Annotated in this window: 16 protein-coding genes and 1 pseudogene; 10 read left to right on the forward strand and 7 right to left on the reverse strand. The window is 72.9% G+C overall.

Features of this window, described 5'->3' with window-relative positions:
* Window positions 1-2: 2 nt before the first annotated feature.
* Complete coding sequence (locus ACZ3J7_RS26415) at window positions 3-440, reverse strand: NUDIX hydrolase (protein WP_465625384.1); 438 nt, start codon at window positions 438-440, stop codon at window positions 3-5.
* 174 nt (window positions 441-614) lie between these two features.
* On the opposite strand from ACZ3J7_RS26415, the gene ACZ3J7_RS26420 reads away from it, so the two are divergent.
* The 8 genes from ACZ3J7_RS26420 (at window position 615) to ACZ3J7_RS26455 (ending at window position 13,313) form a co-directional block, all read left to right on the forward strand.
* The gene (locus tag ACZ3J7_RS26420; protein WP_465625386.1) at window positions 615-1,394 is read left to right on the forward strand and encodes a TauD/TfdA family dioxygenase; all 780 of its coding nucleotides are present in this window, start codon (window positions 615-617) and stop codon (window positions 1,392-1,394) included.
* A gap of 104 nt (window positions 1,395-1,498) precedes the next feature.
* The gene (locus tag ACZ3J7_RS26425; RefSeq protein WP_465625388.1) at window positions 1,499-1,657 is read left to right on the forward strand and encodes an FxLD family lanthipeptide; all 159 of its coding nucleotides are present in this window, start codon (window positions 1,499-1,501) and stop codon (window positions 1,655-1,657) included.
* A 112-nt stretch (window positions 1,658-1,769) separates the two neighbouring features.
* Window positions 1,770-4,694 carry a lantibiotic dehydratase gene (locus tag ACZ3J7_RS26430; RefSeq protein ID WP_465625390.1) on the forward strand — a complete coding sequence of 975 codons (2,925 nt, stop codon included), beginning with the start codon at window positions 1,770-1,772 and terminating at the stop codon, window positions 4,692-4,694.
* The gene (locus ACZ3J7_RS26435) at window positions 4,691-5,944 is read left to right on the forward strand and encodes a lanthionine synthetase LanC family protein (RefSeq protein ID WP_465625392.1); all 1,254 of its coding nucleotides are present in this window, start codon (window positions 4,691-4,693) and stop codon (window positions 5,942-5,944) included. Before ACZ3J7_RS26430 ends, ACZ3J7_RS26435 begins: the two co-directional genes overlap by 4 nt.
* A gap of 13 nt (window positions 5,945-5,957) precedes the next feature.
* A complete protein-coding gene (gene fxlM, locus ACZ3J7_RS26440; protein WP_465625394.1) occupies window positions 5,958-8,033 on the forward strand; it encodes a methyltransferase, FxLD system in 2,076 nt (691 codons plus the stop codon).
* A 5-nt stretch (window positions 8,034-8,038) separates the two neighbouring features.
* A complete protein-coding gene (locus ACZ3J7_RS26445; RefSeq protein WP_465625396.1) occupies window positions 8,039-9,142 on the forward strand; it encodes a hypothetical protein in 1,104 nt (367 codons plus the stop codon).
* Window positions 9,143-9,182: 40 nt separating this feature from the next.
* Window positions 9,183-9,953 (forward strand): transposase, encoded by a 771-nt coding sequence (locus tag ACZ3J7_RS26450; RefSeq protein ID WP_465625398.1) that lies wholly within the window; start codon window positions 9,183-9,185, stop codon window positions 9,951-9,953.
* A gap of 927 nt (window positions 9,954-10,880) precedes the next feature.
* Window positions 10,881-13,313: an IPT/TIG domain-containing protein gene (locus ACZ3J7_RS26455; RefSeq protein WP_465625399.1), complete on the forward strand. Its 2,433-nt coding sequence runs from the start codon at window positions 10,881-10,883 to the stop codon at window positions 13,311-13,313.
* Window positions 13,314-13,541: 228 nt separating this feature from the next.
* On the opposite strand, the pseudogene ACZ3J7_RS26460 reads toward ACZ3J7_RS26455, so the two are convergent.
* Window positions 13,542-13,661, reverse strand: a pseudogene (locus ACZ3J7_RS26460) (helix-turn-helix domain-containing protein); the annotation flags it as partial.
* Window positions 13,662-14,199: 538 nt separating this feature from the next.
* On the opposite strand from ACZ3J7_RS26460, the gene ACZ3J7_RS26465 reads away from it, so the two are divergent.
* Window positions 14,200-14,769, forward strand: a complete 570-nt coding sequence (locus ACZ3J7_RS26465) for a polyprenyl synthetase family protein (RefSeq protein ID WP_465625503.1) — start codon at window positions 14,200-14,202, stop codon at window positions 14,767-14,769.
* 356 nt (window positions 14,770-15,125) lie between these two features.
* On the forward strand, window positions 15,126-15,266 hold the full coding sequence (locus ACZ3J7_RS26470; protein WP_465625401.1) for a hypothetical protein: 141 nt from the start codon (window positions 15,126-15,128) through the stop codon (window positions 15,264-15,266).
* Between the two features lie 233 nt (window positions 15,267-15,499).
* Here ACZ3J7_RS26470 and ACZ3J7_RS26475 read toward each other — a convergent pair whose 3' ends face one another.
* The 5 genes from ACZ3J7_RS26475 to ACZ3J7_RS26495 form a co-directional block, all read right to left on the reverse strand.
* On the reverse strand, window positions 15,500-16,675 hold the full coding sequence (locus ACZ3J7_RS26475) for a glutathione-independent formaldehyde dehydrogenase (protein ID WP_465625403.1): 1,176 nt from the start codon (window positions 16,673-16,675) through the stop codon (window positions 15,500-15,502).
* A 414-nt stretch (window positions 16,676-17,089) separates the two neighbouring features.
* Window positions 17,090-21,790 carry an SDR family oxidoreductase gene (locus tag ACZ3J7_RS26480; protein WP_465625405.1) on the reverse strand — a complete coding sequence of 1,567 codons (4,701 nt, stop codon included), beginning with the start codon at window positions 21,788-21,790 and terminating at the stop codon, window positions 17,090-17,092.
* Window positions 21,791-21,825: 35 nt separating this feature from the next.
* Complete coding sequence (locus ACZ3J7_RS26485) at window positions 21,826-23,238, reverse strand: acyltransferase domain-containing protein (RefSeq protein WP_465625406.1); 1,413 nt, start codon at window positions 23,236-23,238, stop codon at window positions 21,826-21,828.
* Between the two features lie 8 nt (window positions 23,239-23,246).
* Window positions 23,247-23,693 (reverse strand): carboxymuconolactone decarboxylase family protein, encoded by a 447-nt coding sequence (locus tag ACZ3J7_RS26490; protein ID WP_465625408.1) that lies wholly within the window; start codon window positions 23,691-23,693, stop codon window positions 23,247-23,249.
* A 383-nt stretch (window positions 23,694-24,076) separates the two neighbouring features.
* Window positions 24,077-25,156, reverse strand: a complete 1,080-nt coding sequence (locus tag ACZ3J7_RS26495) for a selina-4(15),7(11)-diene synthase (RefSeq protein WP_465625410.1) — start codon at window positions 25,154-25,156, stop codon at window positions 24,077-24,079.
* Window positions 25,157-25,975 lie beyond the last annotated feature (819 nt).

Genomic DNA, 25,975 nt, shown 5'->3' on the forward strand with positions numbered 1-25,975 from the left:
GGTCACGCCTGGTCGAGGTGTCGGTACCAGCGGACGATGGAGTCCTTGTAGCCCTGGGGCATGGTGAGGGCGTCGACTTCGTCGCGGTGGAAGCGTCCGGCTTCCTTGTGCTCATGGCTGACGACCGGTGCGCGGTCGCGGTCGTCGGCGGCGAGGGTGCAGCCGTAGGTGACGATGAAGACCTGCCGGCCGGGCAGCGGCTCGTACATCCACACGTCCAGCAGTTCGCCGGCGGTGGCGCGCAGGCCGCACTCCTCGTGGATCTCGGTCTCGACGCGCTCGACGGGGGTCTCGGTGCCCTCGAGTTTGCCGCCGGGCAGCTCCCACTCCTCGCGTTCGTTCTTCAACAGCAGCACGCGGCCGCTGCCGTCGACGACGACGCCCTTGACGGAGATCGGGAACCGGGCGGGGACGTACGGCTGCTGGGGAGGAGCGGTCATGCCTTCTTCCGTGCTGGTCGGTGGGGCGAGGGCGTTTCGACGCTAACAGCTCGGCCCGGGCGCGCAGTCCGGAACACCCATGATCACGATGTGACAGTTTGTCACTTTACGTTCAGCACGCAGGCCATGACAGTTGTCGTCACTCATCTCGCCTGTCCGCTCAGGGGGATTCGCATGCCATCGAACGCTGCCATGAACCACTTCGCCCCGCTCCCCCTCGTGACCACCGGCGGCGCCCACCCAGGACGGGCGCTGGCCGAACGGCTGCGCGAGCACGGCACGGTGCTGCTGGAGGGCCTTCACGGGAGGACCGAGGTCCGGGCAGCCGCCGAGCTGCTGATGGAGCCGGTCCTACGGCACCGCGACAGTGGTCCCGACGGCCTGACCGTGCTACGCGACCTGGGCACCTCGATCGCGGGGCGGTCGACCTTCGCGGGTCTGGGGCACGATGCCCTGCCCCCGCACACGGACTGCACGCAGGCGCAGGACCCGCTCCGGTTGCTCATGCTGGCCTGCCAGCGGGAGGGGACGACCGGCGGGAGCAGCGTCCTGGTCGACGGTCGACAGCTGCTTGGGGACGTCCTGCGGTTGGCCCCCGAGGCGCTCGCCGCCCTGAGCGCTCCCCGGGCGGCGTACTTCGGTGGCGCCGACGGCCGGTTCAGCCCGGTCCTCGAACCGCTCGCCGGAGACCGCTGGCACCTCCGGTTCCGCGAGGACGCCCTCGCCCGTTTCTCTCCCGACGTGGTGCCGCACCTGCCCGCGCTGCGGGAAGCCGTGCGGCGGAACTCCACCACCGTCCGGCTGCACCCCGGACATGCCCTGCTCGTCGACAACCACCGCGTCCTGCACGGCCGCAGCGCTTTCACCGGCGAGCGGCTGATGCTACGGGCACTGGGCACCGCGGCCGGATGGCTGGAGCTCGAACCGGGCTTCGCCGCACCGCCGACCGCCTGACCCGCCCCGGGGCCGGCCGGCCCCGCCCACGAACTCCTGGTGATGCGGCGCGCACCCGCGCGCCGGCGCCAGGTCCCGCGAGGGAGATCCGAAGGAGGAGCCCGATGTCTCAGAACATCACCGCCCAGGCCACGGCGACGGCCGGTGGCGAGTTCGACCTGGACATCACCGTGGTCGAGACCGTCGACGCGGCCAGCCTGCAGGTCCTCACCGACGACGGCTGCGGTGCCACCTGCGGCGCCTGCACCACCGGCCTGCACTGATCCCGAAGCCGTCCGTGCGCCGGGAACGCCCCCGGCGCACGGACGGCGCCCCCACCGTCACCACCGAATCGAGGCCACCGTGTCCCTCCCCGCGCCCTACCGTGCTGCCGCCGTGGCGCTCGTGCGCGCCGTCGTCCGCCCCGACTTGTCGACGCGCGCCCTGCCGAATCTCGCTACAGGAAGCGGAAGTTCGGGCGGCGAGCAGGAACGCTGGCTGCGTGAGGTGTGGGCGGACGAGCGGTTGGCCGAGGCTGTCGAGCTGGCCAGCCCGGCGCTCGCCCGCAGCATCGCGGACCTGTCGGCCGCCCAGCGGCCCGCGGCCGGCCGGGTGCGGCGCGCGGCGCTGGCCACCGCCCGCTACGTCCTGCGGGCCCAGGGACGGCCGACGCCGTTCGGACTGTTCGCCGGTGTTCAAGCCGCGACCGTCGGAGGGACGGCCCGGGCCGACTGGGGCACCGGCGACCACAGGAGCACCCGAGCGTCCGCCGCCCGGCTCACCGAGCAGATCGACCGACTGGAGCGACGTCCGGAGGTGCTGGCCCGGCTGGAGGTGGTGGCGAACAACACCGCCCAGGTCCGCGGGGAGCGCCTGGTCGTCCCGCACCGCACACTGCCGGGGCGCGCCGTGCCGGCCGAGAGCACACTGCGCCACACCGGGCCGGTCGCGTTCGCGATGTCCGTCTCCCAACGCCCGCTCCTCTTCAGCACGTTGATCGACAAGACCATCGCCGAGTTCCCGGCCGCGTCCGCCGAACAGATCACCGGTCTACTCCGTGAGTTGGTCGCCCAGGGCGCCCTGGTCAGTTCACTACGAGCCCCGGCGACCGAGACGGATCCCCACGCCCACCTGCTGCGGGCTCTGGAGCGGACCGGTACCGGTGAGGTGCCCGAAGTCGCCGACACCGCAGTATCGGTGGACCTGCGACTGGACGCCGACCTCGCCCTGCCGGCGCGAGTGGCCGAGGACGCGGCCCGGGCGGCGGAACTGCTCGCCCGGCTGAGCCCGCTCCCGAACAGCGTGTCGGCCTGGCGCGCCTACCACCAGCGGTTCTACGAGCGTTACGGGCGCGGTGCGTTGGTGCCGCTGCTGGATGTGGTGGCCGACAGCGGCATCGGCTGGCCGGACGGCTTCCCGAGTTCCCGGCCGGCCGAGCGAGCGCGGTTCGACGCCCGTGACGAGGCACTCGCCGCCTTGGCGCAGCGTGCGGCGCTGGCGGGCGAGCGGGAGGTGCTGCTGGACGAGCGGGCGCTCGACGCCCTCGGTACGCCCGAGGGCGCGACCCGGTTCCCGCCGCACCTGGAGGTCCTGGCCCGGCTGCACGCCCGGAACGTGCGGGCGCTCGACCGGGGCGAGTACCGGTTGGAGGTCACCTCGGTCTCGCGGGCGGCGGGCGTGTCCGTCGGTCGGTTCCTGCACCTGCTCGAACCCGCCCACCGGGACGCCTTCCTCCAGTTGCTGGCCGCGCTGCCGGCCACCGACGAGGACACCGTCAGCGCGCAACTGTCCTTCCCGCCGCTGGATCCGGCGACCGGGCACGTCGCCCGCAGCCCGGCCACCGGGCAGCTGGTGATCAGCCTCGGCGAGCACCGCACGCCCGCCGAGGGCGTCCTGGGGCCCGAGGACCTGGCGGTGGGCTGCGACGGCCGCCGCATGTACCTGGCCGCTCCCGAGCGGGGTGTGCGGATCGAGGCCGCCGCCATCCACGCGCTGAACCTGCACACCCACACCCCACCACTCGCCCGGTTGATCACCGAACTCTCCCGCGCCCACACCGCGCAGACCGTCCGCTTCTCGTGGGGCGCCCTCGCCGCGCTGCCGTTCCTCCCCCGGCTACGGTGGGGCCGGATCGTCCTGTCCCCCGCCACCTGGCGGATCACCTCCGCCGACCTCCCGCCCGCCAACTCCCCGCACCAGCAGTGGGATCAGGCGTTCACCGCCTGGGCCGACCGCTACCGCGCTCCCCGGTACGCGACGCTCACCACCGACGGCCAGGGCCTGCCGCTCGACCTGGATCATCCTTCCCACCGCGTCCTGCTGCGCGAGCACCTGCGCGCCGCGCCGCACGCCGTCCTGGTGGAGGCCCCGGAGCCGGCCGACCTCGGTTGGGCGGGCGGCCGGGCCCACGAGATCGTCTTCCCCGTCACCGCCACCCGGCGTCCCGCCCTGTGGCCGGCGCTGCCCCGGCCGACGAGCACCCGCCGACTGCGGCGCGGCCACGGCGACGCGCCCGGCACCTCCCGAGTGCTGCTCGCCGCCCTGTACGGGGACCTGGAGCGCCAGGACACCGTCCTGGTCCGGCACCTGCCGGAGCTGCTGGAGCGGCTCGGGCAGCCGAAGTGGTGGTTCGTCCGTTTCCGCGACCCGCGCCAGCAACTCCGCCTGCGCATCGCCCTCCCCGAGCCGGCCACGTTCGGCCCCACCGCGGCCGCCGTCAGCACCTGGGCCGGCGAACTGCACGGGACCGGGCTGCTGTCCGAGGTCGGGTACCCGACCTCCTACCGGGAGAAGGGCCGTTGGGGAGACGGACCGGCGTGGGACGCCGCCGAAGAGGTGTTCCGCACCGACTCCGCCGCCGTCCTCACCCACCTCTCCACCTCGGTACGACCCGATCGGCACGCACTGCTCGCCGCACACGCCGTCGCCATCGCCACCGCGTTCACCGGCTCCGCCACCGACGGACTGCGCTGGCTTGCTGCCAACGTCCCTGCCACGGCGCCGACTTCCGTCCCCCGACCGGTTTTCACCGAGGCGGTGCGCCTGGCCGACCCGGCCGACGGCTTCGCCGCCCTGCGGGCCGAGCCCGGCGGCACCGCGATCATCGACGCCTGGGCGCCCCGGGACGGAGCCCTTCGCGCCTACCGCCGCCACTTCCCCGGTCCGCACACCCACGGCATCCGGACCGACGACGTCCTCGGCTCGCTGCTGCACTGCTCCTACGTCCGCGCCCACCGCATCGACTTCGACGACGAGGCCGCGATCCTCTACCTGGCCCGCGCCGCCGCCCTCGCCCGCCTGTCACGGGAAGGTGCCCGGTGAACACCCCGCACCCCGCCCTGGACCTGTCCGACCGGATCGCCGACCTGCTCACCGACCCGGCCTCCCTGCCCAGAGCCTGGACAGCACACCCGTCCTGGCGCCAGTCCCTCGCCCACGGCGCCCCCGGCATCGCCCTGCTCCACGTCGAACGCGCCGCCACCGGCAGGGGCCGTTGGGAGACAGCGGCCACCTGGTTGTCGCTCGCGGCAGACGGCCCCGTCACCAGCGGCCCGGACAGCTACCTCTACTACGGCGCCCCCGCACTCACCCACGCCCTCGACTGCGCCGCCAGAGCCCGCCCCGGCACCTACCGGGCCGCCCTCGCCCACCTCGACCGCGCGATGTCCACCGACGCGTTGCGCCGCTGCGCGCAGGCCCGCACCCGCCTCGCCCGCGGCGACTTCCCGGCGCTCGCCGAGTTCGACACCATCCGCGGCTTGGCCGGCCTCGGCTCCCTCCTGCTGCGTCGCGAACCCGACGGCCGGGCCCTGCGGGAGGTCCTGGCCCACCTGGTCCGGCTCACCGAGGACGTCAAGCACGACGGCGACCTGCTGCCGGGCTGGTGGACCATTGACGGGCCCGCCGGGAAACCCGACCGGCGCTTCCCCGGCGGACACGGCAACAACGGCCTCGCCCACGGCATAGCCGGACCCCTCGCCCTGCTCTCCCTCGCTCTCCTCCACGGCGTCGAAGTGGCCGAACAGCGGGAGGCGATCCGCACCGTGCTGGCCCACCTGGGACGCTTGCGTAGCGGCCACACCTGGCCCTACTGGACCACTCGTGACCACCCCCACCCCCGACACAAGCCATCGGTGCAGCGGCCGAGTTGGTGCTACGGCACCGCCGGCCTCGCCCGCGCCCAGCAGCTCGCCGCCCTCGCCCTCGACGACCAGCGGCTGCGCCACCAGGCGGAGGAGGCGCTCGCCTCCGCGCTGACCGACCCGGCGGCCCTGGCGGCGACCACGGACCTGTCCGCCTGCCACGGCTTCGCCGGGCTCGCCCACATCGCCCACCGGGCCGCCGCCGACGCCGATCCTGCGGGCGCCGCCCGGCTGCGGGCGGCCACCGCGCTCCTGCTGGACACCGCCCACCCACCGCACGCCGACCCCGACCGGCAGGCCCGGCACCTGCTCGACGCCGCCGGGCCCGCGCTGCTGGAAGGCGCCGCCGGCACCGCGCTCGCCCTGCTCGCCCCCGCCACCGGCACCGTGCCAGCCACCGGATGGGACAGCTGCCTCCTGACCGCCTGACCAAGGACGACTAATGACCACCTGGATTCAGCACGACCTCGCCTTCCCGGACCCCGCGACCGTCGAGCAGACCGCCGCCCACCACCTCGCCCCCGTGCTCGCCTTCGCCCAGCACTCCGGCGACTTGGAAGGCTGGTGGTACATGCGCAAGGCCGGGCTGCGGCTGCGCTACCGCGCCCCGGCTCCCGTCCCCGTCGTCACCGGGCTCCTGCACAACCTCTCCGAATCCGGGCTCCTCGCCGGCTGGGCCACCGTGGTCTACGAGCCCGAGACCGCGGCCTTCGGCGGACCCGAGGCCCTGGATGTGGCCCACCGCCTCTTCCACACCGACAGCCGGTACCTCCTCACCCGCGCCATTCGACCGGGCCCACCCGCCCTCGGCCGCGCCGAGACCGTCACCGTCCTGGTCTCCGCGATGCTGCGCGCCGCCGGACTCGACTGGTACGAACAGGGCGACGTCTGGGGCAAGTTCGCCGCCCTCCGCGACGCCCCCGCACCCGTCGGACCGGAACAGGCGGCCCGCCAGGCGGCCGCCGCCAGGCACCTGATGCGCCTGGACACCCGCGCCCTCACCCACCACGACGCACCGCTCGCCGGCCGTGCCGCCTGGGTCGACGCCTTCGAGCAGGCCGGACAGGACCTCGCCCGCCTCTCCCGCGGCGGCCGCCTGACCCGTGGACTGCGCGCCGTCCTCGCCCACCACCTCCTCTTCCACGCCAACCGCGCCGGACTGCCCACCGAGCACCAAGCAGTCCTCGCCGCACGGGCGTTGGACGCCGTCTTCCACTCCGATGAGGGCCCCGCGCCCTCGACCGCCACCAACACCGCAACCACTAAGGTCACCGACATGACTACCCTGAGCGACGAAACCGGACCCTCCGCCGCGACCGCCGACCAGTTGCGCGACGCCCTCACCACCCGCCTGCTCGACCAGCACGCGATCCGCACCACCCCGGTGGAGGACGCCTTCCGCACCGTCGCCCGCGAGCACTTCCTCCCCGGCTTCCCGCTGGAAGCCGCCTACGCCGACAACCCCGTCTACACCAAGGCGGACGGCTCCGGCGCGCAGATCAGCGCCGCCTCCCAGCCCAGCATCGTCGCCCTGATGCTCGAACAGCTCGCCGCCCGACCCGGCCAGCGCGTCTTCGAGGCCGGCGCCGGCACCGGCGTCAACGCCGCCTACCTCGGGCGCATCGTCGGCCCCGACGGCCACGTCACCACCGTCGACGTCGACGAGGACCTGGTCGACGGCGCCCGCAAGCACCTCGCCGACGCCGGAGCCACCAACGTCGAGGTGCTGCTCCGCGACGGCGCCCTCGGCCACCCGGACGGCGCGCCCTGGGACCGGATCATCGCCACCGTCAGCACCAGCGAGATGCCCACACCGTGGCTGGAGCAGGTCAAGCCCACCGGCCGGATCGTCCTGCCCCTGCGCCTGCGCGGCAACGCCTCCCGCACCGTCGCCTTCGAACGCGCCGCCGACGCCTGGGTTTCCGTCGACGACCAGCTCGCCGTCTTCATGCCACTGCGCGGCAGCATGGACGACGCCCGCCGCACCCTCGACCTGACCGGCACCGGCGACGTCACCCTCCAGGTCCACAAGGACCAGAGCGCCGACGCCACCCTGCTGCTCGGCGTCCTCGACACACCCCGCCACGAGACCTGGACCGGCGTGACCATCCCCGCCGGCACCACCTACGAGTACCAGGACCTGTTCCTCGCCCTGACCCTGCCCAACTCCCTGCTCCGGATGGCCGTCAGCGCCACTGCCCGCGAACACGGCACCGCCGCGCCCATGTTCGGCTGGGGCGCCATGGCCACCGTCCAGGGCGCCTCCCTCGCCTACCTCACCCTGCGTCCCGGCGAACCCGCCCCCGACGGCCGCAAGACCTACGAGACCGGCGTGATCGGCCACGGTCCCGACGGCGCCGCGCTCGCCGAGCTCGTCTCCCAGCGGATCCGCACCTGGGACGCCGGCTTCCGCGACCGCACCCCGCGCATCGCCCTCCCCGACACCCCGCCCAGCGCCGACCCTGCCGCAGGCCGCTTCGTCCTCGACCGCCCCCACCACCCGATCACCTGGGAGTAGCCGCCGTGCACCCGACCGGACCCACCGCCCAGCGCTTCCCGCTGGTCCCGAGGATCCGGCCCGCGTGCCTGCCCCTGAACGCCCGTGTCGGCCGGCTCACCGAGCTGGCCGACACGGCCTCCCGGCAGAACGACGCGGGCCTCGCCTCCACCGTCCTCAACCAGGCCGCCCTGCTCGCCTCCGACCTCGACCTGCCCGAGGAGGCCCGCGCCCTGTGCCACCGCCACGCCACCCTCTACCTCACCCGCGGCCCGCTCTCCGCGATGAGCGCCGTCCGCGGCCTCGAACCCCTCGTCAACCTCGCCCGCCTCCACCTGCGCGCCGGCCGCCACCAGCACGGCCACCAACTCCTCCTCGACCTCTACCGCGCCGTCACCACCTCCACCGAGACGAGGGTCGACGGCATCACCATCCCCGCCCGCCTCACCGCAACCGACCAGCAGCGCGCCGAAGTCCGCCAGTGGCTGTGGCGAGTCGTCATCGCCGACGGCACCCGCGCCCTCACCACCGCCGGCCGCTGGCACGACGCCCTGCGCCACATCGAGGAACACCGCGGCATCGGCCGCCGCATCCTCGACGGCCGCCAGACCGCCGTCCTCGCCGCCGCCACCACCGGCGACCACCCCACCGCCCTCGCCCTCCTCCACGACACCGAACCCGGCGATCCGTGGGAGGACGCCGTCACCGCCGCCCTCACCGCCCTGTGCCGCCCCGGCGACCAGCACGCCGCCGAACACGCCGCCGACCTCTGGACCGCCCTAGAACCCGGCGACGGTCTCGCGGTGTTCACCACCCGCCTCGCCCTCACCGTCGTCGACGCCACCACACCCGGCACACCAGCCGCCCGAAACCTCGCCCTGGCCACCGCCGACCGGACAGAAAGATCCGGCGACGGCTACGCCCTACGCGACCTCCTCACCCACCCCACCATCCGCACCGTCCTCGCCCCCCACCACACAGCCACCCTCGAACAAGCCCTCACCACTTACGCGTTGGGAGGAAGCAGCATGTCCGAGGAAATCCGCGAGCGCTTGGATGCCACAGTGGACAGCGCTACCGCAGTGCTTGGAAACACCGTTTCCTACCTAACGACCTCGTGCGTGGTTTAAAGATTGTTCCGTAAGGCTGGGATCGGGGCATTTCTCCTGTATGGGTGGGGTGCTGAGGGTTGAGCCGTTGTGGGTGGAGACATTCACAGGTTTGCGGATGCGGCAGTTCGAAGGCCTGGTGAAGGTGGTGCGGGAGCGGGGCGGCAACGGGCCCGGTGGGGGTAGGCCCTGGTGTCTGCCGTTGGCGGAGCGGGTACTGCTGGTGGCGGTGTACTACCGGACGAACCTGACGATGCGGCAGTTGGCGCCGCTGTTCGGCGTCTCGACTGCAACGGTGTGCCGCGTCGTGCAGCGTCTGGGCCCGCTGCTGGCGCTTGAGCCTGTGCGGCGGCCGGCTCCGGGCGTCGAGCGGTTGTGGATCGTGGACGGCACCCTCATCCCGGTCCGCGACCGCGGCGTGGGCGCGTCCAGCCGCAACTACCGGTTCTCGGCGAACGTGCAGGTCGTCATCGACGCGGAAACCCGCCTCGTGGTCGCCACCGCCCGCCCTGCCCCGGGCAACAAGGCCGACGCCCACGTCTGGCGGGCCTGCGACCTGCCCGCGCGGTGCGCCAACGCCACGGTCCTGGCGGACGGCGCCTACATCAACACCGGCCTGGTGGTCCCGCACCGCAGACGCGCGGGCCGCCCCCTGCTGCGGGCCCAGGAGGAGGACAACGCCGAACACCGACGCGTGCGCGCCCGCGTCGAGCACACCTTCGCCCGCATGAAGAACTACAAGATCCTCCGCGACTGCCGACAGAAGAACGACGGCCTGCACCACGCGGTGCAGGCCGTCGCCCACATGCACAACCTCGCCCTGACCGGATGAAACACCAGGTCAGAGCGCACTTCACCCTGCCCTGCCACCACCTTCTGCAACAACCTTTAGCGGTGCTCGTGGTCCTCCCGTTGGTAGAAGCAGCTCTCGAAGAAGTCGTCGACGAGTCGGACGTCAGCCGGCAGGCTGCGTGCGATCGCGGTGATGTCCTTCCCGGGCAATGGTGGCCGTGGGGCAGTGGCGTGGCCGTCCGCTGAAGGGCGTGGGCTTGATCCGCTTTGACGAGCTTGTTGGCATCAAGTCCCAGTCGTCTGCATGCCGTTCTGCACGTTCACTCGTACATACCTCTGCACTTCAACTCGCACGCCGACACCTGGCCATGCGGTGCGACAAGCTCGCCATCGCCTTCCAGGCGGCACTCCACCTCGCCGCGATTCTCATCTGAGCCCGGCGGTGAACGACCGTCGGTGATCGTCCGCCCGATGTCACCGTGCGCGCCGTCACGCTCCCGCACCAGGGGGCGATTTCGCGCCCGACGGTGCCGTACGAGCCCGTTGGGAACGGTCTCGCCCGCACAGGCTTCGGCGCACCGCTGTGGAGGAGACGAGTGCCACGGCATGCCCTGGGAGGCGGTTCGCAGTGGTCACGGTCCACGGCTGGGAGCGGCGGCCCGGGGACAACCAGCGGCCGGGCAGTTGGTGTGGCTCTGGGGTGGGTGTGGTGTGCGCCGGGTGCGCCGGTCGTGAACGCGCCATCTCGGGCGGTTCCCGGTACGGGTCCGTCCGCTTGCCCGGAGACTGTTCCAGGCGGGCCGCCCACGGGCTCGGCCCGCTCACCCGGGCCGGGGCGAACTCCCTTGTCGTGTCTGCCTGTTGAACTGCCGTTTCGTGCTGTTCCTGTCGCGTGGCGGCGGCCCGCCGGGCGTATCCGCCCCGGGGCCGCCGGGCGCGGCTTCCTTGTGCCCTGGAGGGGATCTTCTTGTCCGCATCAGTCCTGCCCCGCCCTGCCCGCGCCCGCTGGCGCCGAGCCACCGGCGCGGTGTCCGCCCTGGCGCTCGCCGCCGCGGGCGTGCTCACCGTGGCCGCCGGCCCGGCCTCGGCGACCCCGACCCGCACGGTCGTCTACGTCGCCAACCAGAGTGGTAACAGCGTCAGCGTCGTCGACCCGGCCACCAACACGGTGACGGCCACGATCCCGGTCGGCTCCTCGCCCCGCTCGATCACGGCCAACCCGGCCGGAACGCGCCTGTGGGTGCCGAACTACAGCAGCAACAACGTCTCGGTCGTCGACACCGCCACCAACACGGTCGCCGCGACGGTCACGGCCGGGGCCGGCCCGGTCAACGTGGCGTTCAGCCCGGACGGGGCCAAGGCGTACGTGGTCGACTTCCGTGCGGCCGCGGTCTCGGTCGTCGACACCACCAGCAACACGGTCACCGCCACCGTGTCGGTCGGCGCCAACCCCTACGGGATCGAGATCACCCCCGACGGGTCGAAGGCCTACGTCAGCAACCAGCTGTCCAACACCGTCTCGGTCATCAACACCGCCACCAACACGGTGGCGGCCACGATCCCGGTCGGCACGCTGCCGATCGACATCGCGGTCACCCCCGACGGGACCAGCGCCTACGTGGCCAACCTCAACGGCCACAGCCTCTCGGTCATCAGCACCGCCACCAACACGGTCACCACCACCATCCCGCTGGCCAGCACCGCGGTCGGCGTGGCGATCACACCGGACGGGGCCACCGCGTATGTGACCTTGAACGGCAACAACACCGTCGCGGTGGTCAGCACCGCGACCAACACCGTCACCGCCACCATCCCGGTCGGCTCCTCACCGCAGTTCATCAGCATCGACGCGGCGGGCACCCACGCCTACGTCACCAACGGCGCCGGCAACACGGTCTCGGTCATCAACCCCGCGACCAACACCGTGACCGCCACTGTCAGCGGCGGCTTCAACAACCCCGGCGGCGTCCACGCCACCGAGGTCCCCATCCCCGCTCCGACCGTCACCGCCCTCTCCCCGGCCCACGGCCCGGAGATCGGCGGCACCAGCGTGACCATCACCGGCACCAACCTCCTCGCGGCCACCGCCGTCACCTTCGGCACCGTGCCGGCCACCTCTTTCACCGTCAACAGCAACACCCAGATCACCGCCATCGCCCCCGCGCAGGCCGACGGCACCGTGGATGTCACCGTCACCACCGCCTCCGGCACCAGCTCCGCCGGGCAGTACACCTACGACAAGTCCGCCCCGGCCGTCACCGGCCTCAGCCCCGCCTCCGGGCCGACCGCGGGCGGCACCACGGTCACGATCACCGGCACCGACTTCACCGGCGCCACCGCCGTCGCCTTCGGTACCACCGCGGCGAGCGCCTTCACCGTCAACTCCGACACCTCCATCACCGCAACCGCCCCCGCCGGCGCGGCCGGCACGGTGGACGTCACCGTCACCACCCCGGTCGGCGCCAGCGCCACCGGGCCGGCCGACCAGTACACCTACGTGGCCCCGAACGCCGACCTGGCCACCACCGTCACCGACTCCGCCGACCCGGCCGCCCTCGGCGACACCTACACCTACACCCAGACCGTCACCAACAATGGCGCCGACACCGCCACGGGCACCGCCTCGACGCTAACCCTGTCCGGTGCCTCGGCGGCGATCGTCTCCGCGACCAGCTCCCAGGGCTCCTGCACCGTCTCCGCCCCGACCGTGTCCTGCACCCTCGGCACCCTGGCCAACGCCGCCTCCGCCACCATCACCGTGACCGTCGAGCCGCAGGCCACCGGCACCGTGACCGCCACCGGCACCACCACCTCCGCCATCGGTGACACCACCCCGGCCAACAACACCGCCACCCAGACCACCACCGTGAACAACGGCCACGGCTGCACCATCACCGGCACCCCGGGCAATGACACCCTGACCGGCACCAGCGGCGCCGACGTCATCTGCGGACTGGGCGGCGACGACACCATCAACGGGGGCAACGGCGACGACATCATCTACGCCGGGTCCGGCAACGACACCGTCGACGGTGGCAACGGCGACGACGTGATCCACGGCGGCGACGGCAACGACGTCATCGGCGGCGGCAACGGCGCCGACTGGCTCTACGGCGAAGCCGGCAACGACACCAACTACGGCGAGACGCTGCTCGGCTCGCTCCTCTACCTGTTCGACAACGGCAACGACCACATCTACGGCGGCCCCGGCAACGACGACCTCGACGGCCAGAACGGCAATGACGTCCTCATCGACACCGACGGCACCGACATCATGAGCGGCGGGACCGGCAACGACTCCATCGACGTCCAGGACGGCACCGGCGGCGACAGTGCCAACGGCGGCCTGGGCACCGACACCTGCACCGTCGACACCGGGGACACCACCACCAGCTGCTGACCCCGGCACAGCACACCCGCACGAACCGGTGGGCCGGACTCCCCGCGAGGAGTCCGGCCCACCGGCGTCAGACTCCCGGATACCTGGACCAGCCCGCCCCCACCGGCAAGCGGCGGAGCACAACCGCCGTCCCGGGATTCGCCGTGGCCACACCGTACGTGCTGGAAGTCGTGGAGACCACCGGGGTGGACCAGCTGTTCCCGCTCCCCTCGATTCCAGAGCCACCGCGCCGCCTTCCCACCAAGCCCGGCGCCACCGCTCGACCGATCGCACCGTGACCCTCAGGTCAGCCGCGATCTTTCTGTTGCCGTCACCACGCTCGAACCGTTCAGCGGCATCAAGCCGCATCCGCTCCCGGCGCTGCTGTTCCTAGGCAGTGAAGCCGCCCCCTGCGCGTATCGCACAACGAGGGCATCCCCACGGATCGACAGCTCTCAGCGCCTACGACAAGGCGAGTTCAACCTGAGTAGACGGCGTTTCACGAAGCCCGTGCGGAGCGTCCGCGCCAGGCCGTGTCGTACGGCGAGAGCCGATGTGTTGAAAATGACAGCCCGCTGAAACCGCCGCTCACCCAACCCGCCCGCCCCCTCGCCTGGTCACCGCCGTGACCTGTGGCAACCTCCGGTCCTTGGCACTGCCCGCTGCCGAGCGTGCCCGCCTGACATCGCGGAGCCGACCGTGGCACCATGCGGCCGGGAAGCCGGTGAAGAGGCCCGTGTGCCCGTACGCGGAGGGAGGACGTCCATGACACCGCCGCGCCGTCCGAACGATTCGCTGCGGGCCCTGCTGGCGGAGGCCGACTGGAGCGCCGCCGAGTTGGCCAGCGAGGTCAACCGGGCCGGACGGGAGGCCGGAACCCCCTTGACCTTCGACCGGCGCCGCCCGGCTGGCCACCACCGGCGTCCAGCTGTGCCAGGGCCAGGCCGCCGACGTCGACTTCGAACACCGCACCGACGTCACCGTCGACGAATACCTGTCCATGGCCGCCGACAAGACCGCCGCGCTGGTCGGCTGCTCGACCGAACTCGGCGCGCTGCTCGGCGGCGCCACCCCGGACCGGGCCCGCAGCCTCGGAGACTTCGGCCGCGGCCTGGGCCTGGCCTGGCAGATCGCCAACGACCTGCACGGCATCTGGGCGGACCCCCAGGCCACGGGCAAGTCCGCGTACGCCGATCTGGCCCGCCGCAAGAAAACCCTGCCGGTCATCGCCGCCCTGGCCTCCAAGACCCCCGGCGGAGGCCGGCTGGCCCGGTTCTACGAACCCGGCGCCCCCGACGGTGACCCGGCCCTCATGGCACAGCTGATCCAGGACACCGGCGCCCGATCCTGGGCCGCACACCGGCTGCGGCACCACCTCGCCGAAGCACTCCACCACCTGGAACTCGCCTCCTGCCAGGACGGCCCCGCCCGAACCCTGAGGCACCTTGCCGATCTGATGGTTCAGACCAGCCCCTGAACCGACCGGAGCGGTACCCAGAAGGTGACCTGCAATCAGCGCCGTTCGCATGTAGACCGTTTCACCGTGCCCCCGGCGCGCAAGGATCCCGGCTCGCGCCGCCCCTGCGGAGGAAGCCCGGTGAACGCTCCTTCGCGCCCCCAACCGATTCGCGACGCGCCCCGAACGGGAGACGAACTTCCCCCATACCGGACACCGAGCGCTGTCGTCGGCAGGACCCCGCGCGGCGAAGGCGCGCGCTCGGGGAGCCGATCCGCAGCAGCGGTCTGCTCGGGCAAGGGACCGTCACCCGTGACAGGTCCAGGACAGGGGAGGGGACAGAGAGATCCACCGATGAGTTGTCCTGGGAGGGACGCATGCACAGCTCGCGGCTCACCGAACGCTTCCCGGCCCTGGCCGATGAGGGCCTCCTCGTACCGTCCTCCTTCGACCACCCCGAGCGCGGCCCGGTGCAGTGTCCCTCCGCGCCCCTGGTCTCCGCGTGGCTGGACAAATGAGCGCGCCCAGGGCGTCGGCGCGTAGCGCGTTGGCGCAGTCGTTGGGCTTCGGCTTTCCGCGCCGGACGGCGATCTGGCCGGTCGGGCCGGGGCGGCTGCGTCGGCCCGGTCCTCACGGGCTCGGCGGAGCGGGCGGACGGGCGGGCTGGCTGGCTGGCTGGCTGGCTGGCTGGCTGGCTGACCATCTCGCCCCCCTGCAGAAGTGGGCCGACCGCACTGCGAGCTGGGGTCTCCTACCGTTTGTGGCCGTTCCCGTATCCGTTCGGATGCAGGACCACCTTGGTCCAGCCGTCGTCACGGGCGTCGAAGTGCTCGTAGGCGGCGGGGGCCTCGTCCAGTCCCAGCTCGTGGGACACGATGAAGCTCGGCTTCGCCTTCCCGCCCGCGATCAGATCCCGCAGGGCCCGGTTGTACTTCTTCACCGGCGCCTGCCCCGTGCCCATGCGCTGGCCCTTGAACCACATCATGCCGAAGTCGATAGGGACCTTGCCTTGGGCCTCCAGCTCGCCCTGGGCCTCCGCTCCGCCGGGGTCCTGGGGCAGGAACACGCCCACGACGCCGATGTCACCCGTGAACCTGACCGAGTCGATCAGGCCGTTGAGCGTGAGCCCGGCGTCCTCGTGCCCCTGGGGGTCGTGGGCCTGGTAGCCGACGCATTCGCAGCCGTTGTCGGCGCCCAGACCGAGGGTGGCCTCCTTGACGACCTCCGCCGGTTCCTGCTCGGCGGTGTTGATCGCGATGGCCCCGATCTCCTCCGCCATGCGCAGCCGGTCGGGCTGGTGGTCTGCCACCCAGACGCGCCCGGCGCCCTTGAGGAGGGCGGAGTAGGCCGCCATCAGCCCGACGGGGCCGGCTCCGAGGACGAGGGTCTGGTCGCCCGGCTTGACGTGGGCCATCTCGGTGGCGTGGTACCCGGTGGGGAAGATGTCGGCGAGCATCACGTAGTCGGTCTGCCGCTCGGCGGCGTCCTCGCCCAGGCGCAGCGCGTTGAAATCGCCGTAGGGCACGCGCAACAGTTCAGCCTGGCCGCCTTGGTAGGGGCCCATGTCGGCGAATCCGTAGGCGGCTCCCGCGAGGGCGGGTTCCGGCTGCATGGTCAGGCAGTAGTTGGTCAGGCCCTGCTCGCATTGCTTGCAGAAGCCGCAGGCGATGTTGAAGGGCAGGACCACGTACTCCCCGACCTTGACCTTGCTGACGGCGCGGCCGGCCTCCACGACCTGGCCGAGGTTCTCGTGCCCCAGTGTGCGGCCGGACTCGAACGAGGTGCGGCCCTCGTACATGTGCAGGTCCGAACCGCAGATGTTGGCGCTGGTGATCTTGACGATGATGTCGCAGGGGTGCTCGATCTTCGCGTCCGGTACGTCGTTCACTTCGACCGTTCGTGGTCCTGCGTATACCGCTGCCTTCATGATGTGCCCCTTGGCGTTGTGGCAGTGCGGTGATGGGGATGACACTGAGGACTCGGCTCTCGCGTGTACGGCGACGGGGGCCGTGACTCCGGCGCACCTCTGGGAACCGTTCACCCAGGGGAGGGCAACGGTGCTTCCGCTGCCGGGTCGCTTACGGGAGTTTCGGCGCTCCGGCAGCACTCCGGCAGCGCTCCGGCGGGTACCCAGGGGCCCCGGGGTGAAACAGCCACGCAGCCTGGGGGCGCCTTTGGAGTGCCTTGGCACGGCTGCTGCTCCCCCCTGGCCGGTGCCACCGCCGCACATGGTTCAGGACTTTTCACTGTGGATGACGGTCTCCTCGGGCCGGGTGGCTCGCGGCGGGCGGGCGGAGGGCGGCGGTCCGCTCGGGCTCCGGGGCCGCGGCGACACGACCGGTCAGGTAGCGGCCGGTCCCGCCGGGGGGCGGTCCGTGAGCGGGCCGGTTCCGCCGACCGAGGCGGCCTGGAATCCGGTGACGTGCAGGAGCCGGCTGCCGTCCGGTGCGAGTGCGCGGTACTCGTCGAGCAGGGGGTCCCAGTGCACCGTGATGCCGCCGGGGTGGGCGTGGGCGAGCAGGAGGTCGCCGCCCGGGAGGTGGAGGTCGATGGCGGCGATCCGCTGCGGGGCGACCACCACCGAGGACCGGTCCGGTGCCGGGAGGAGGGTGCGGGTGCGCAGCGCGGCGCAGGCGAGGAGGGCGGGGAAGGCGGTTCGGCCGAGGACGGGGTGGTCGTCGAAGGCGGTGGGTGGTGGTAGCCACAGGGCGGTGGGGCCGTCCGGTGTCCGCTGCCAGCGGCGGGTGTTGGCGAAGGGTCCGGTGAGGTGGATCGGCGAGTCGGGGTAGTAGTAGGGGTCTGGGGGCAGGAAGTGCCCGGGCGTGGCGGGCCGGGCGGGTGGCCGGGGTGGCGGCGGCCGGTCGAGGAGGACGGTGGCGCGGAAGTGCCGGCGCCGGGGCAGGGGCGCGCCGCTGACGTGTCCGCTGCCGTGCAGGTCGATGGTGACGGTGCGGACGTCGTCGGGGTCGTGCCGGGCGGTGACGGTGTAGGTGCGTCGGGTCGGCCCGTGGGAGCGGCGGACGAAGCCTTCGAAGGAGGCGTCGCGGATCGCGGTCGGCGTGTGGCCGGGGCGGAGTGCCACGGCGGCTTCCGCGGCGATGGCCAGGAGCAGGGTGCCGGGCACGGTGGGTCTCTGGTGGACCAGGTGGTGCTTCAGGTAGTCGTGGGCGTGGTCGTCGAGGTCGAGGGTCCAGGAGAGCGAGCCGTTGGGCCCTTCCCGGGCAGGCCCGGTGAGGAACGCGGGCGCCGTGTCGGCGGCGCGGGCGCGGGCCCGTACCGGACCGGGGGTGACGGGGCCGGCGGTGGCGGGATCGGCGGGGTCGGCCAGCAGGCCGGGGAGTTCGCGGGTGAGTGTGCTGCGCTCCTTGGTCCCCAGGTACACGCAGGCCCCGGTCGCCTGGGGCGAGGCGGCTGCGTCGAGTTCGGCGAGGACCATGGCCACGCCTTCGACGTCCGGAACGGCGGTGAGGCGACCATCGTCGATCAGTCGCTCCAGGAGGGCGGGTTGCGCGGCGAAGTAGCCACTGTCACGCCACAGCGGCAGGCCGATGGTGATCTCGGGGTCCTCGGCGCCGGGTCGGCCGGCGGCGAGGAGGTAGGCGTTGGCCGGGCCGTAGTCAATCTCGCCGCGCAGCGGGTAGTAGGCGGCGACGGAGGCGATGTTGCACCACAGTCGGGGGCGTAGCGGTGCGCAGGCGGTGCGCAGGTTGTGGTAGCCGGTGATCTTGGTGTCGCGTACGAGGCGGAAGTCGGTGAGCGTTTTGCGTTCGAGGGGGGCGGTGCGGCTGCGGGTGGCGGCGTGCAGGACGAGGTCGAGCCGGTCGTGCTCGGCCAGGATCCGGCGGGCCGCGGCCTGGACGGCGCTCGGGTCGGTGATGTCGTGGGCGAGGTAGTGCACGGTGGTGCCTGGTGCCTGCTGGCGCAGTCGGGCCAGGTTGCGTGCGGCGCGGCGGCCGGCCAGCAGCCGGTCCGCGCGGCGGGCGGCCGCGGCGACGTCCGGTGCCCCGTCGTGCAGGTGTCGGGCGATCAGGTCGGCCCGGAGGGCGGGGACGTCGCTCTCGTCGGTGGCGAGGAGTTGGGCGGGGAGCGCGTCGAGGTCGGTGGCGCCGAGCAGCCAGATGGTGTCGGGGCGTTCGCGGGCGGCGAGGGCGGCAAGGAGGGTGGTGGTGACTCCGCCGGTTCCGCCGCTGGCGAGGATGGTGCGGAAGGAGGCGGGTCGGTGGGCGGACGCCAGGGGTGCGGGAACAAGCTGCCGTACGGTGCGCCGGGCGCCGTCGTAGGCGGTGGCGGGCCTGCCGTCGGCGCTGGTCCATTCGCGGCTCAGCCGCTGCCATGCGAGCTCCGGGTCGTCGGTGTCCGCGGCGACGGTGCGCACGGGTAGATCGGGGTGGTCGGCGCGCAGTGCGGGGACCAGGGCGGCCAGCAGGGCTGCTTCGGGGTGGTCGGCGGTGCCGAGGGCGACCGCGCCCAGGGAGCCGGTGCGCCCGGTGCGCCGGGTGTGGGCGAGGGCGGTGAACAGCAGTTCGTGCAGGCGCCGGCCGGCGTCGGTGGGCGGGGCGGGCCGGGCGGAGGGCCTGGTGACTACGCGGATGTGGCCTCGGGCGAGGTCGACGGCGGCGTCGATCGCTCGGGGGCCGGGGCGGTGGACGTCGAGCGCTTCGGGGTCGGTGCACCACAGGGTGACGGGCGTCCCGGCCAGCAGGGCGGCGAGCCGGACCGCCGTGGCGGCGTCGTCGGTGAGGACGAGGGCGTGCGGTGGAGCGGGCGCAACGGCACCGGGGCCGGGCCGCCAAGGGAATGGAGCGGCGCGCAGGACGTGACGCCGCGTCAGGCGGGGTTGCCGCGTGCCGGGAGGCGGCAGGCGGAAGACGGGGGTTCTTCCGCGGTCGGCGGTCGCCGTCCGGGCCAGTCGGGCGAGCAGGTCGGCAGCGTCCGCGGCGGCGTGCAGGCCGTGCCCGGACGGCGGGGTGTCCGCAGTGGGCGGGGCGTCCGGCGACGCGGGAACGAGGTGGGCGAGGACCGGCCACCGGTGGCGTTCGGCGGCGTCGACACGCGCCAGAGCGAGGACGAAGACGCCCTCGCGGCGGGTGGGGGCGCTCTCGGGACCGGGGCGGAGCGCTCCGGCGTCCGCGGCGACGACCAGGGCGAGGTCGAGGTCCGCGGTGGCCAGGTAGGCGGCAGCGGTGTCGAGGGCGGTGGCGGCGGAGGTGTCGCCGGTGTCGAGACAGATGCTCGCACCGCGCAGGTCGTAGCGGGCAGCGATCCGGGAGGGGATGACGTTGGGCAGGACGCCGGGCATGGCGTCCGGGCCGGCCGGCGGGGTCCGGCGTTCCACCTGTTCCAGCAGGCGCTGCACCGCGGCGAGCGCGTCGGGCCGGTCCGCGAGGGCCGCGGACAGGGTGGTGGCGTGGGCGCGCAGGGCGTAGTCGGCCAAGGCGGCGGGCACTCCGGCGTGGGCGGCGATCACCCCGGTGCGGTCAGGGCAGGCCTCCCACAACGGACCGTGCTCGGTGGCGAAGCGGTGGGTGGCTTGCAACGCGAGGACCTGAGCCCGGTCGACGGCGCGGGCGGTCGGTGCGGGAAGGCCGACTTCCGCGAAGGCGGGCAGGTGCTCGGGGTCGTGGGGGAAGCGCTCCGGTGGTGCGGGTCCGTCTCCGGTCAGCCAGTCGAGGATCGCTTCCGGACCGGGTCCGTCGGGCAGCAGGGCGCTCCAGCCGACCAGGACGACCGGCTCGTCGGCCGGGGCGGGGCCCGGGTCCTGTCCGAGCCCTTCCGTCGCCTCCGGCGCGTCGGCCAGCAGGAGGTGGGCGTTGGTGCCGCCGAATCCGAAGGCGGAGACGCCCGCGGTGCGTGGCCGGTCCCGGCGCTCGGTCCAGGGGGTCGGGGTGGTCGGGACCCGCAGGCGCCCGAGAGGGCGGGGCGGTTCGTCGAATCCGGGCTGTGCGGGGATCGTCCGGTGCTGCAGGGCGAGCAGGACGTGGGCGACGGACGCGGCGCCGGCGGCCCAGCCCGCGTGGCCGACCAGGGTCTTGGTCGCGGTGCAGGTCCAGCCGGTCCGGGGGGCGTGGGCGGAGAGGGCCTCGATCTCGGCCGCGTCTCCGGCTCGCGTGCCGGTGGCATGGGCCACCATCCAGTCGACGTCTTCGGGCGCCAGCCCCCTTTCGTGCCAGGCGCGTTGCAGGGCGCGGACCTGGCCGCCGGGGTTCGGGGCGGCGATCGAACGTCCGCGGCCGTCGGCGGCGGCTCCGAATCCGGCGAGGACCGCGAGCACCGGGTCGCCGTCCTTCCTGGCCCGGCGCAGCGTCTTGAGCGCTACCAGGACGGCTGCGTCACTGAACAGGGTGCCGTCGGCCCGGGCGTCGAGCGCGAGCAGCCGCCCCTGGGCCGACAGGCCGTTGATCGCGGAGAACAGGACCTGCATGGTGGGTTCGAGGACCGACACCCCTCCGCACAGGGCGATGTCGGCCCGGCCGGTGCGCAGGTGCCTGGCCCCCAGGTCGATGGCGTAGAGCGCGGACGAGCAGGCGGTATCGACGGTGATCACGCGGGTGTCGGCGGGCAGCAGGTCCTCGACGGCGGCGCGGACGGCTTCGGGGGCCTGCGGGCACTGGGGCTGCGCGAAGGGCAGGGCGGTGCGCAGCGCCCGCACGAGCGGGCCGTCGCCGCCCGGGGCGGAGCACCGGCGGACCAGCAGGTCGGTCAGCACGGTGTGCAGCAGTGCCTGGCTGCCTCCCGGCCAGGCGCCCACCGCGCACACCGCGCGACCTACCCGGTCCACGCGCACCCCGGCGGTCGACTGGCGGGCGCACTCGCGCAGCCAGCGGACCTCCAGCGGCTCGCCGGGTTGCGGGGCGTCGTGGATGTAGCCCGCGACGGGGGCGTACGTGCGGTCCGGGGTCCGCCGGTCGGTGTCGAGGAAGTGTTCGAGGCGGAAGCGGCCGCCGGGCCGGCTGAACGGGTCGCGGGGCCGGTTCAGCAGGTCCCAGAACTGGGCGGGGTTGTCGGCCCCCGGCAGCCGCAGTCCCAGGCCGACGACGGCCACCGGCTCCGTTTGCGCGTCGCTTTCCGGGCGCGTGCTCACGTCCGCTGCCCGGCGGCGGTGGGGGCGAGCAGGCGGTCGGCGATCCCGGCCAGGCTCCGGGCGCCGCCCGGGCCGTCGGCGGTCGGCCGGGGGACGCCGTACCGCTGGTGGACGTAGGAGATCATCTCGGTCTGCCGCAGGGAGTCGACGCCGAGGTCGGCCTCCAGGTCCGCGTCCTCGGTGACCACGTCGGGCGGGTAGCCGAGCCGTTCGGCGTAGAGGGCGCGCAGTTCGGCGATCAGCGTGGCCCGGTCCGGCAGTCCGTTCGGACCGGTGGGCGCGCCGGAGGTGCGGGGCGCGGTCGGCGTTTCCTGGGCGGGGATGCCCTTCGCCGGCGGTCGTGGGGCGTCCTCCTCGGCGGTCGGCGGGGCGGGCGGGGGCGAGGGCGGGGGGTCAGCGGCGTTCCACCCCGGCGGTACGGCTCGGGGCGAGGGCGGCGGCCCCGGCGGCGCGGCCAGGGCGCGCAGGGCCTCGCGGGCCTCGTCCGGGAGCGCGCGGCGCGTGAGGGGGGCGACGGTGACCGGTGCGCGCAGGGTCTGCGCGGCCAGCCGGGTCACGATGTCCTTCGCCCCGCATTCCACGAACACGTCGACGCCGTCGGCTTCCAGCGCGTACAGGGCGGCCCGGAAGTCCACGGGCTCGACCATGTGGTCGGCCGTCACCCGGCGCAGGTCCGCCACCGTCTCCAGGTAGCGGCCGGCGATGGGAGAGTAGACGCGCTGCTGCGGAGGGCGGGCGGGGGTGGCTTCCGCCACGGGCCGGAAGCGGTCGGCAGCGGGCCGCATCCACCTGCTGTGGTAGGGGTAGGCCGCCCGGATCCGGAACGCCCGGCGGCCCAACGCCTCAACGACCCGCGCGGCTTGGGCCAGTTGCGGATCGGGCCCGGCCAGGACGCACTGCGTCGGCCCGTTGACGACGGCCACGCTCAGCGACCAGTCGTCGACGGCGGCGGCGAGGTGGCGGGCGCGGACGGGGCCGGTGTCCACGGCGAGGAGGCCGCCGGCGGGTATGACGGAGCGGCGACAGATCCGGTCCCGTTCGCAGATCAGCCGGGCCGCCTCGGCTGGCGTCCACGCGCCCGCGACCGTCAGGGCCGCCCACTCCCCGAAGCTGTGCCCCACGAGCACGTCGGCACGCACCCCTTCGTTGCCGCACACCGCGGCGACGGCCAGGGACGCGGCGAAGATGGACAGGTGGAGGGCTTCAGGCGAACGTTCGAGCAGGGCCTCCAGGTCCGGGGCGTCCACGTCGAGCAGCAGCTTGGAGACGGGCTGGACGCCGAACTCCGCGCAGACGCCGTCGATCTCGCCGAGCACCGGGACGACGACGGGATGGGTCTCGGGGAAACCCACGAGCAGGCCCGGCAGGTAGGCTCCCTGGCCGGGGAAGACGAAGGCGGTGCGGGGCATGGGGGTCGTCACCTTTCTTCGGGGACCGCGCCCGGGACGCCGGGGGGTTGTTCGTCGGCGGGCAGGAGCCCTCGATCGGCGAGGACGTCGTGGATCACCGCCGCCGCCGTCAGGGCGCGGGGGAAGCCCGCGTAGGCGGCGGCCTGCAGCAGGGCCTCGGCGATCTCCTGCGGCCGGGTGCCGACGTTGAGGGCCAGGTGGACGTGGATGCGCAGGTGGTCCTCGCAGCCGCCGAGCGCGATCAGCGTCGCCAGGGTCAGCAACTCGCGCTCGCGGGGACTCAGACCGGGGCGGGAGAGCACGTCCGAGTAGACGTTCGTGAGCAGGGCGTCGGCGAGGTCAGGGCTGAGCCGGCCGAGGCGTGCCAGGTACCCGTCGGCCAGTTCCTCTCCGGCGAACGCGCGGGCGGTGGCCAGGCCGCGTTCGCGGCGGCCAAGGGGGGGTGTGGCGTCCATGTCGGACTCCTGGTGGGTCTCGGAACGATGGAACGGTGCGGCGTCGGGAGCCCCGTCCGGGAGCGGCCAGCGGAACCGGGCCGGGTGACGGACCCGCTGAGGGGCTGCCGCGACCGTGCTGCGCAGGGTGCCGGGGCGGGCTGAGGGGTGATCAGCGGCCGTGCGGTCGGCGGTCTCGGCGCCGGCCGCGCGGAGTGCACCGCGTTCGATCCGGAGCAGGGAGGTTCTCGGCTGCTGCCGGAAGCAGCCGGGGAGCCGAAAAGGGTCGCGAAACTGCGACCGGCTGTAAAGGCCCGGACGGGGCACGAGTCGCCGCAGTTGTGGCTGAAGGGGGTCGGCCGTCGGTGGATCGCCTCGCATGTCGCGCCAAACCCGACACTCCGTCAGTTGCTCGATTCGGGCAGGAGGGACCACCACCATTCGATTACCGGAATGTCGACCGGGCGGGTGCCGGTGTCGGTGGGTGTGGTGCTGAAAGTGGTGGGCAGTTGCCCGGAGGCGCCGGAGCGGGTGTAGCGCGTGGAGCTGATCTGCCAGTCCAGAGCGGCGCGGATGAAGCAGCTCAGGCTCTTCATGTACCGCTGGAGTTGCGGGCTGGCGGTGGGGGTGAGGTGCTCGCGTAGATCCAGGAAGAGTCGCAGGACCCGGTCGCGCTGACCGACAGCCACTTCCAAGGCCTCGCTGGGGCTGAGCCGGTGGTGGTGTTGGAGCAGCCGGACGACGTTGAGGACCCAGTAGCCCTCCGCGGTTTCTTTGGGCAGGGAGAGCAGGTCGTTGTCCCAGCAGATGATGAAGCAGGCCATTTCACTCAGCGCGCGCACCGGGGTGCTGTCGCGTTCGTGGGGCTGGAGTTCGTAGCCGTGGCCGATCTCCAGCAAGGGGAGCAGGACGGAGACCGCGCCGTTGTACAGGCGCATGAGCGTGTAGTCGTCCAGGCTCGGGACGCTGTCGCGGCTGCGGTGGGCGGCCTCCCAGATCACCGACAGGAAGTACTCGCGCAGCGCGTTGACCCACCTGGCGGCCTGACCAGCGGTGGCGTACCGGTCGATCCTGCGGCGCACGTCACGCAGGCTCTGCGTGAGAGGGTCTCCCGCGAGGGTGGTGATCTCGGGATTCTGAGCGATGCGTAGGAGTCGGGCGAGGAGGGTGGTCAGCTCAGCGGGACGGCTGCCGAGCTCGCCTTCCTCGCAGTGCCCGTCGTCGACCACGAGGAGCCACAGCACTATGTCACTGGCGATCCGTACGACATCCTGGTCGCCATCGGGCAGGATCCTGGCCGCGAGCGCTCCCAGGTCCTGGCGGAGCAGGCGTTCGCGCAATTCGTCGTCAGCGATGCGCAATCGCCGGGCCCAGGCTGCGGTCTCATCGTCGATCGCTGTGTGGCCGGGGTGGATGGCGGCCGGGAACGGCATGTACAGCGACGAGATGTCCGCCGGCTGTCGGGAATCTGTAGAAGTGCCCATGGCATATACCTTGTCTGTGTGTTACTCGCCGGCGCGTACCCACCTGGCAGGGCGCGGAGCCCGATCCTGGCTACTGGTGTCGGTACGCCTCGGCTTTGGGAGTGGGCTGTGGATGAGTGCCGGTGATGACCTCGAGGAGAGTCATGCCGTCCGCCAGGGCCCACTCGCTCATCTGAACGGGGAGGGCGTGTATCACGGGTATGCAACTGACAGCGGGTCAAGGCCGCTGAGGACTCTGCGTAAGGCGGTATCCGGGACAGGCGGCATCAGCCGATGCGGGACGAACAACAAAACGGTGCGTCGCGCGCCGTTTTGCGGCTGACCTGGTCGACCCGCGAGACGGTCCGGATGTATGTCGGCTGTGACTGCACCGGTCAGCCGACAAGTCGGCCTGGTGGAGAGGCGCCGGCTTCGCCGTAGCACTCCGGCAGGATGGGGCCGTCGTCGGCGGTCTTCCCGGCCGGACCCCGCAGCATGGCGCCGCTCGGGGCAGAGCTCAGATACAGCGGTCACCGGTAGCCAGGAGCACGGGGCGGCGCACCAGCAGTCCAGGGCGTCGCCGCACGTCCGGAAGGCTGCTGGGCGCAAGCCCACGGGGAATCCGGGAACGGCGTCGGCATGGGCCAGCGTGAATCCCGCGAGGACGTCGGGCGCGCCTGTGACTGCTTTTTCTTCGCGGTCTGACATACGTGCAGACGGATGCGCCGAGGGGAACCGGCCAACAAATGTGTGGCACGGCCCATCGATATCGGATGCGGTGACGAAATTTCCTTGCGGGATGTTGCGGCCGTGTCGTTCCAGGGAGGAGTTTCCGCGCTT

Source organism: Kitasatospora sp. NPDC015121 (assembly GCF_055562955.1).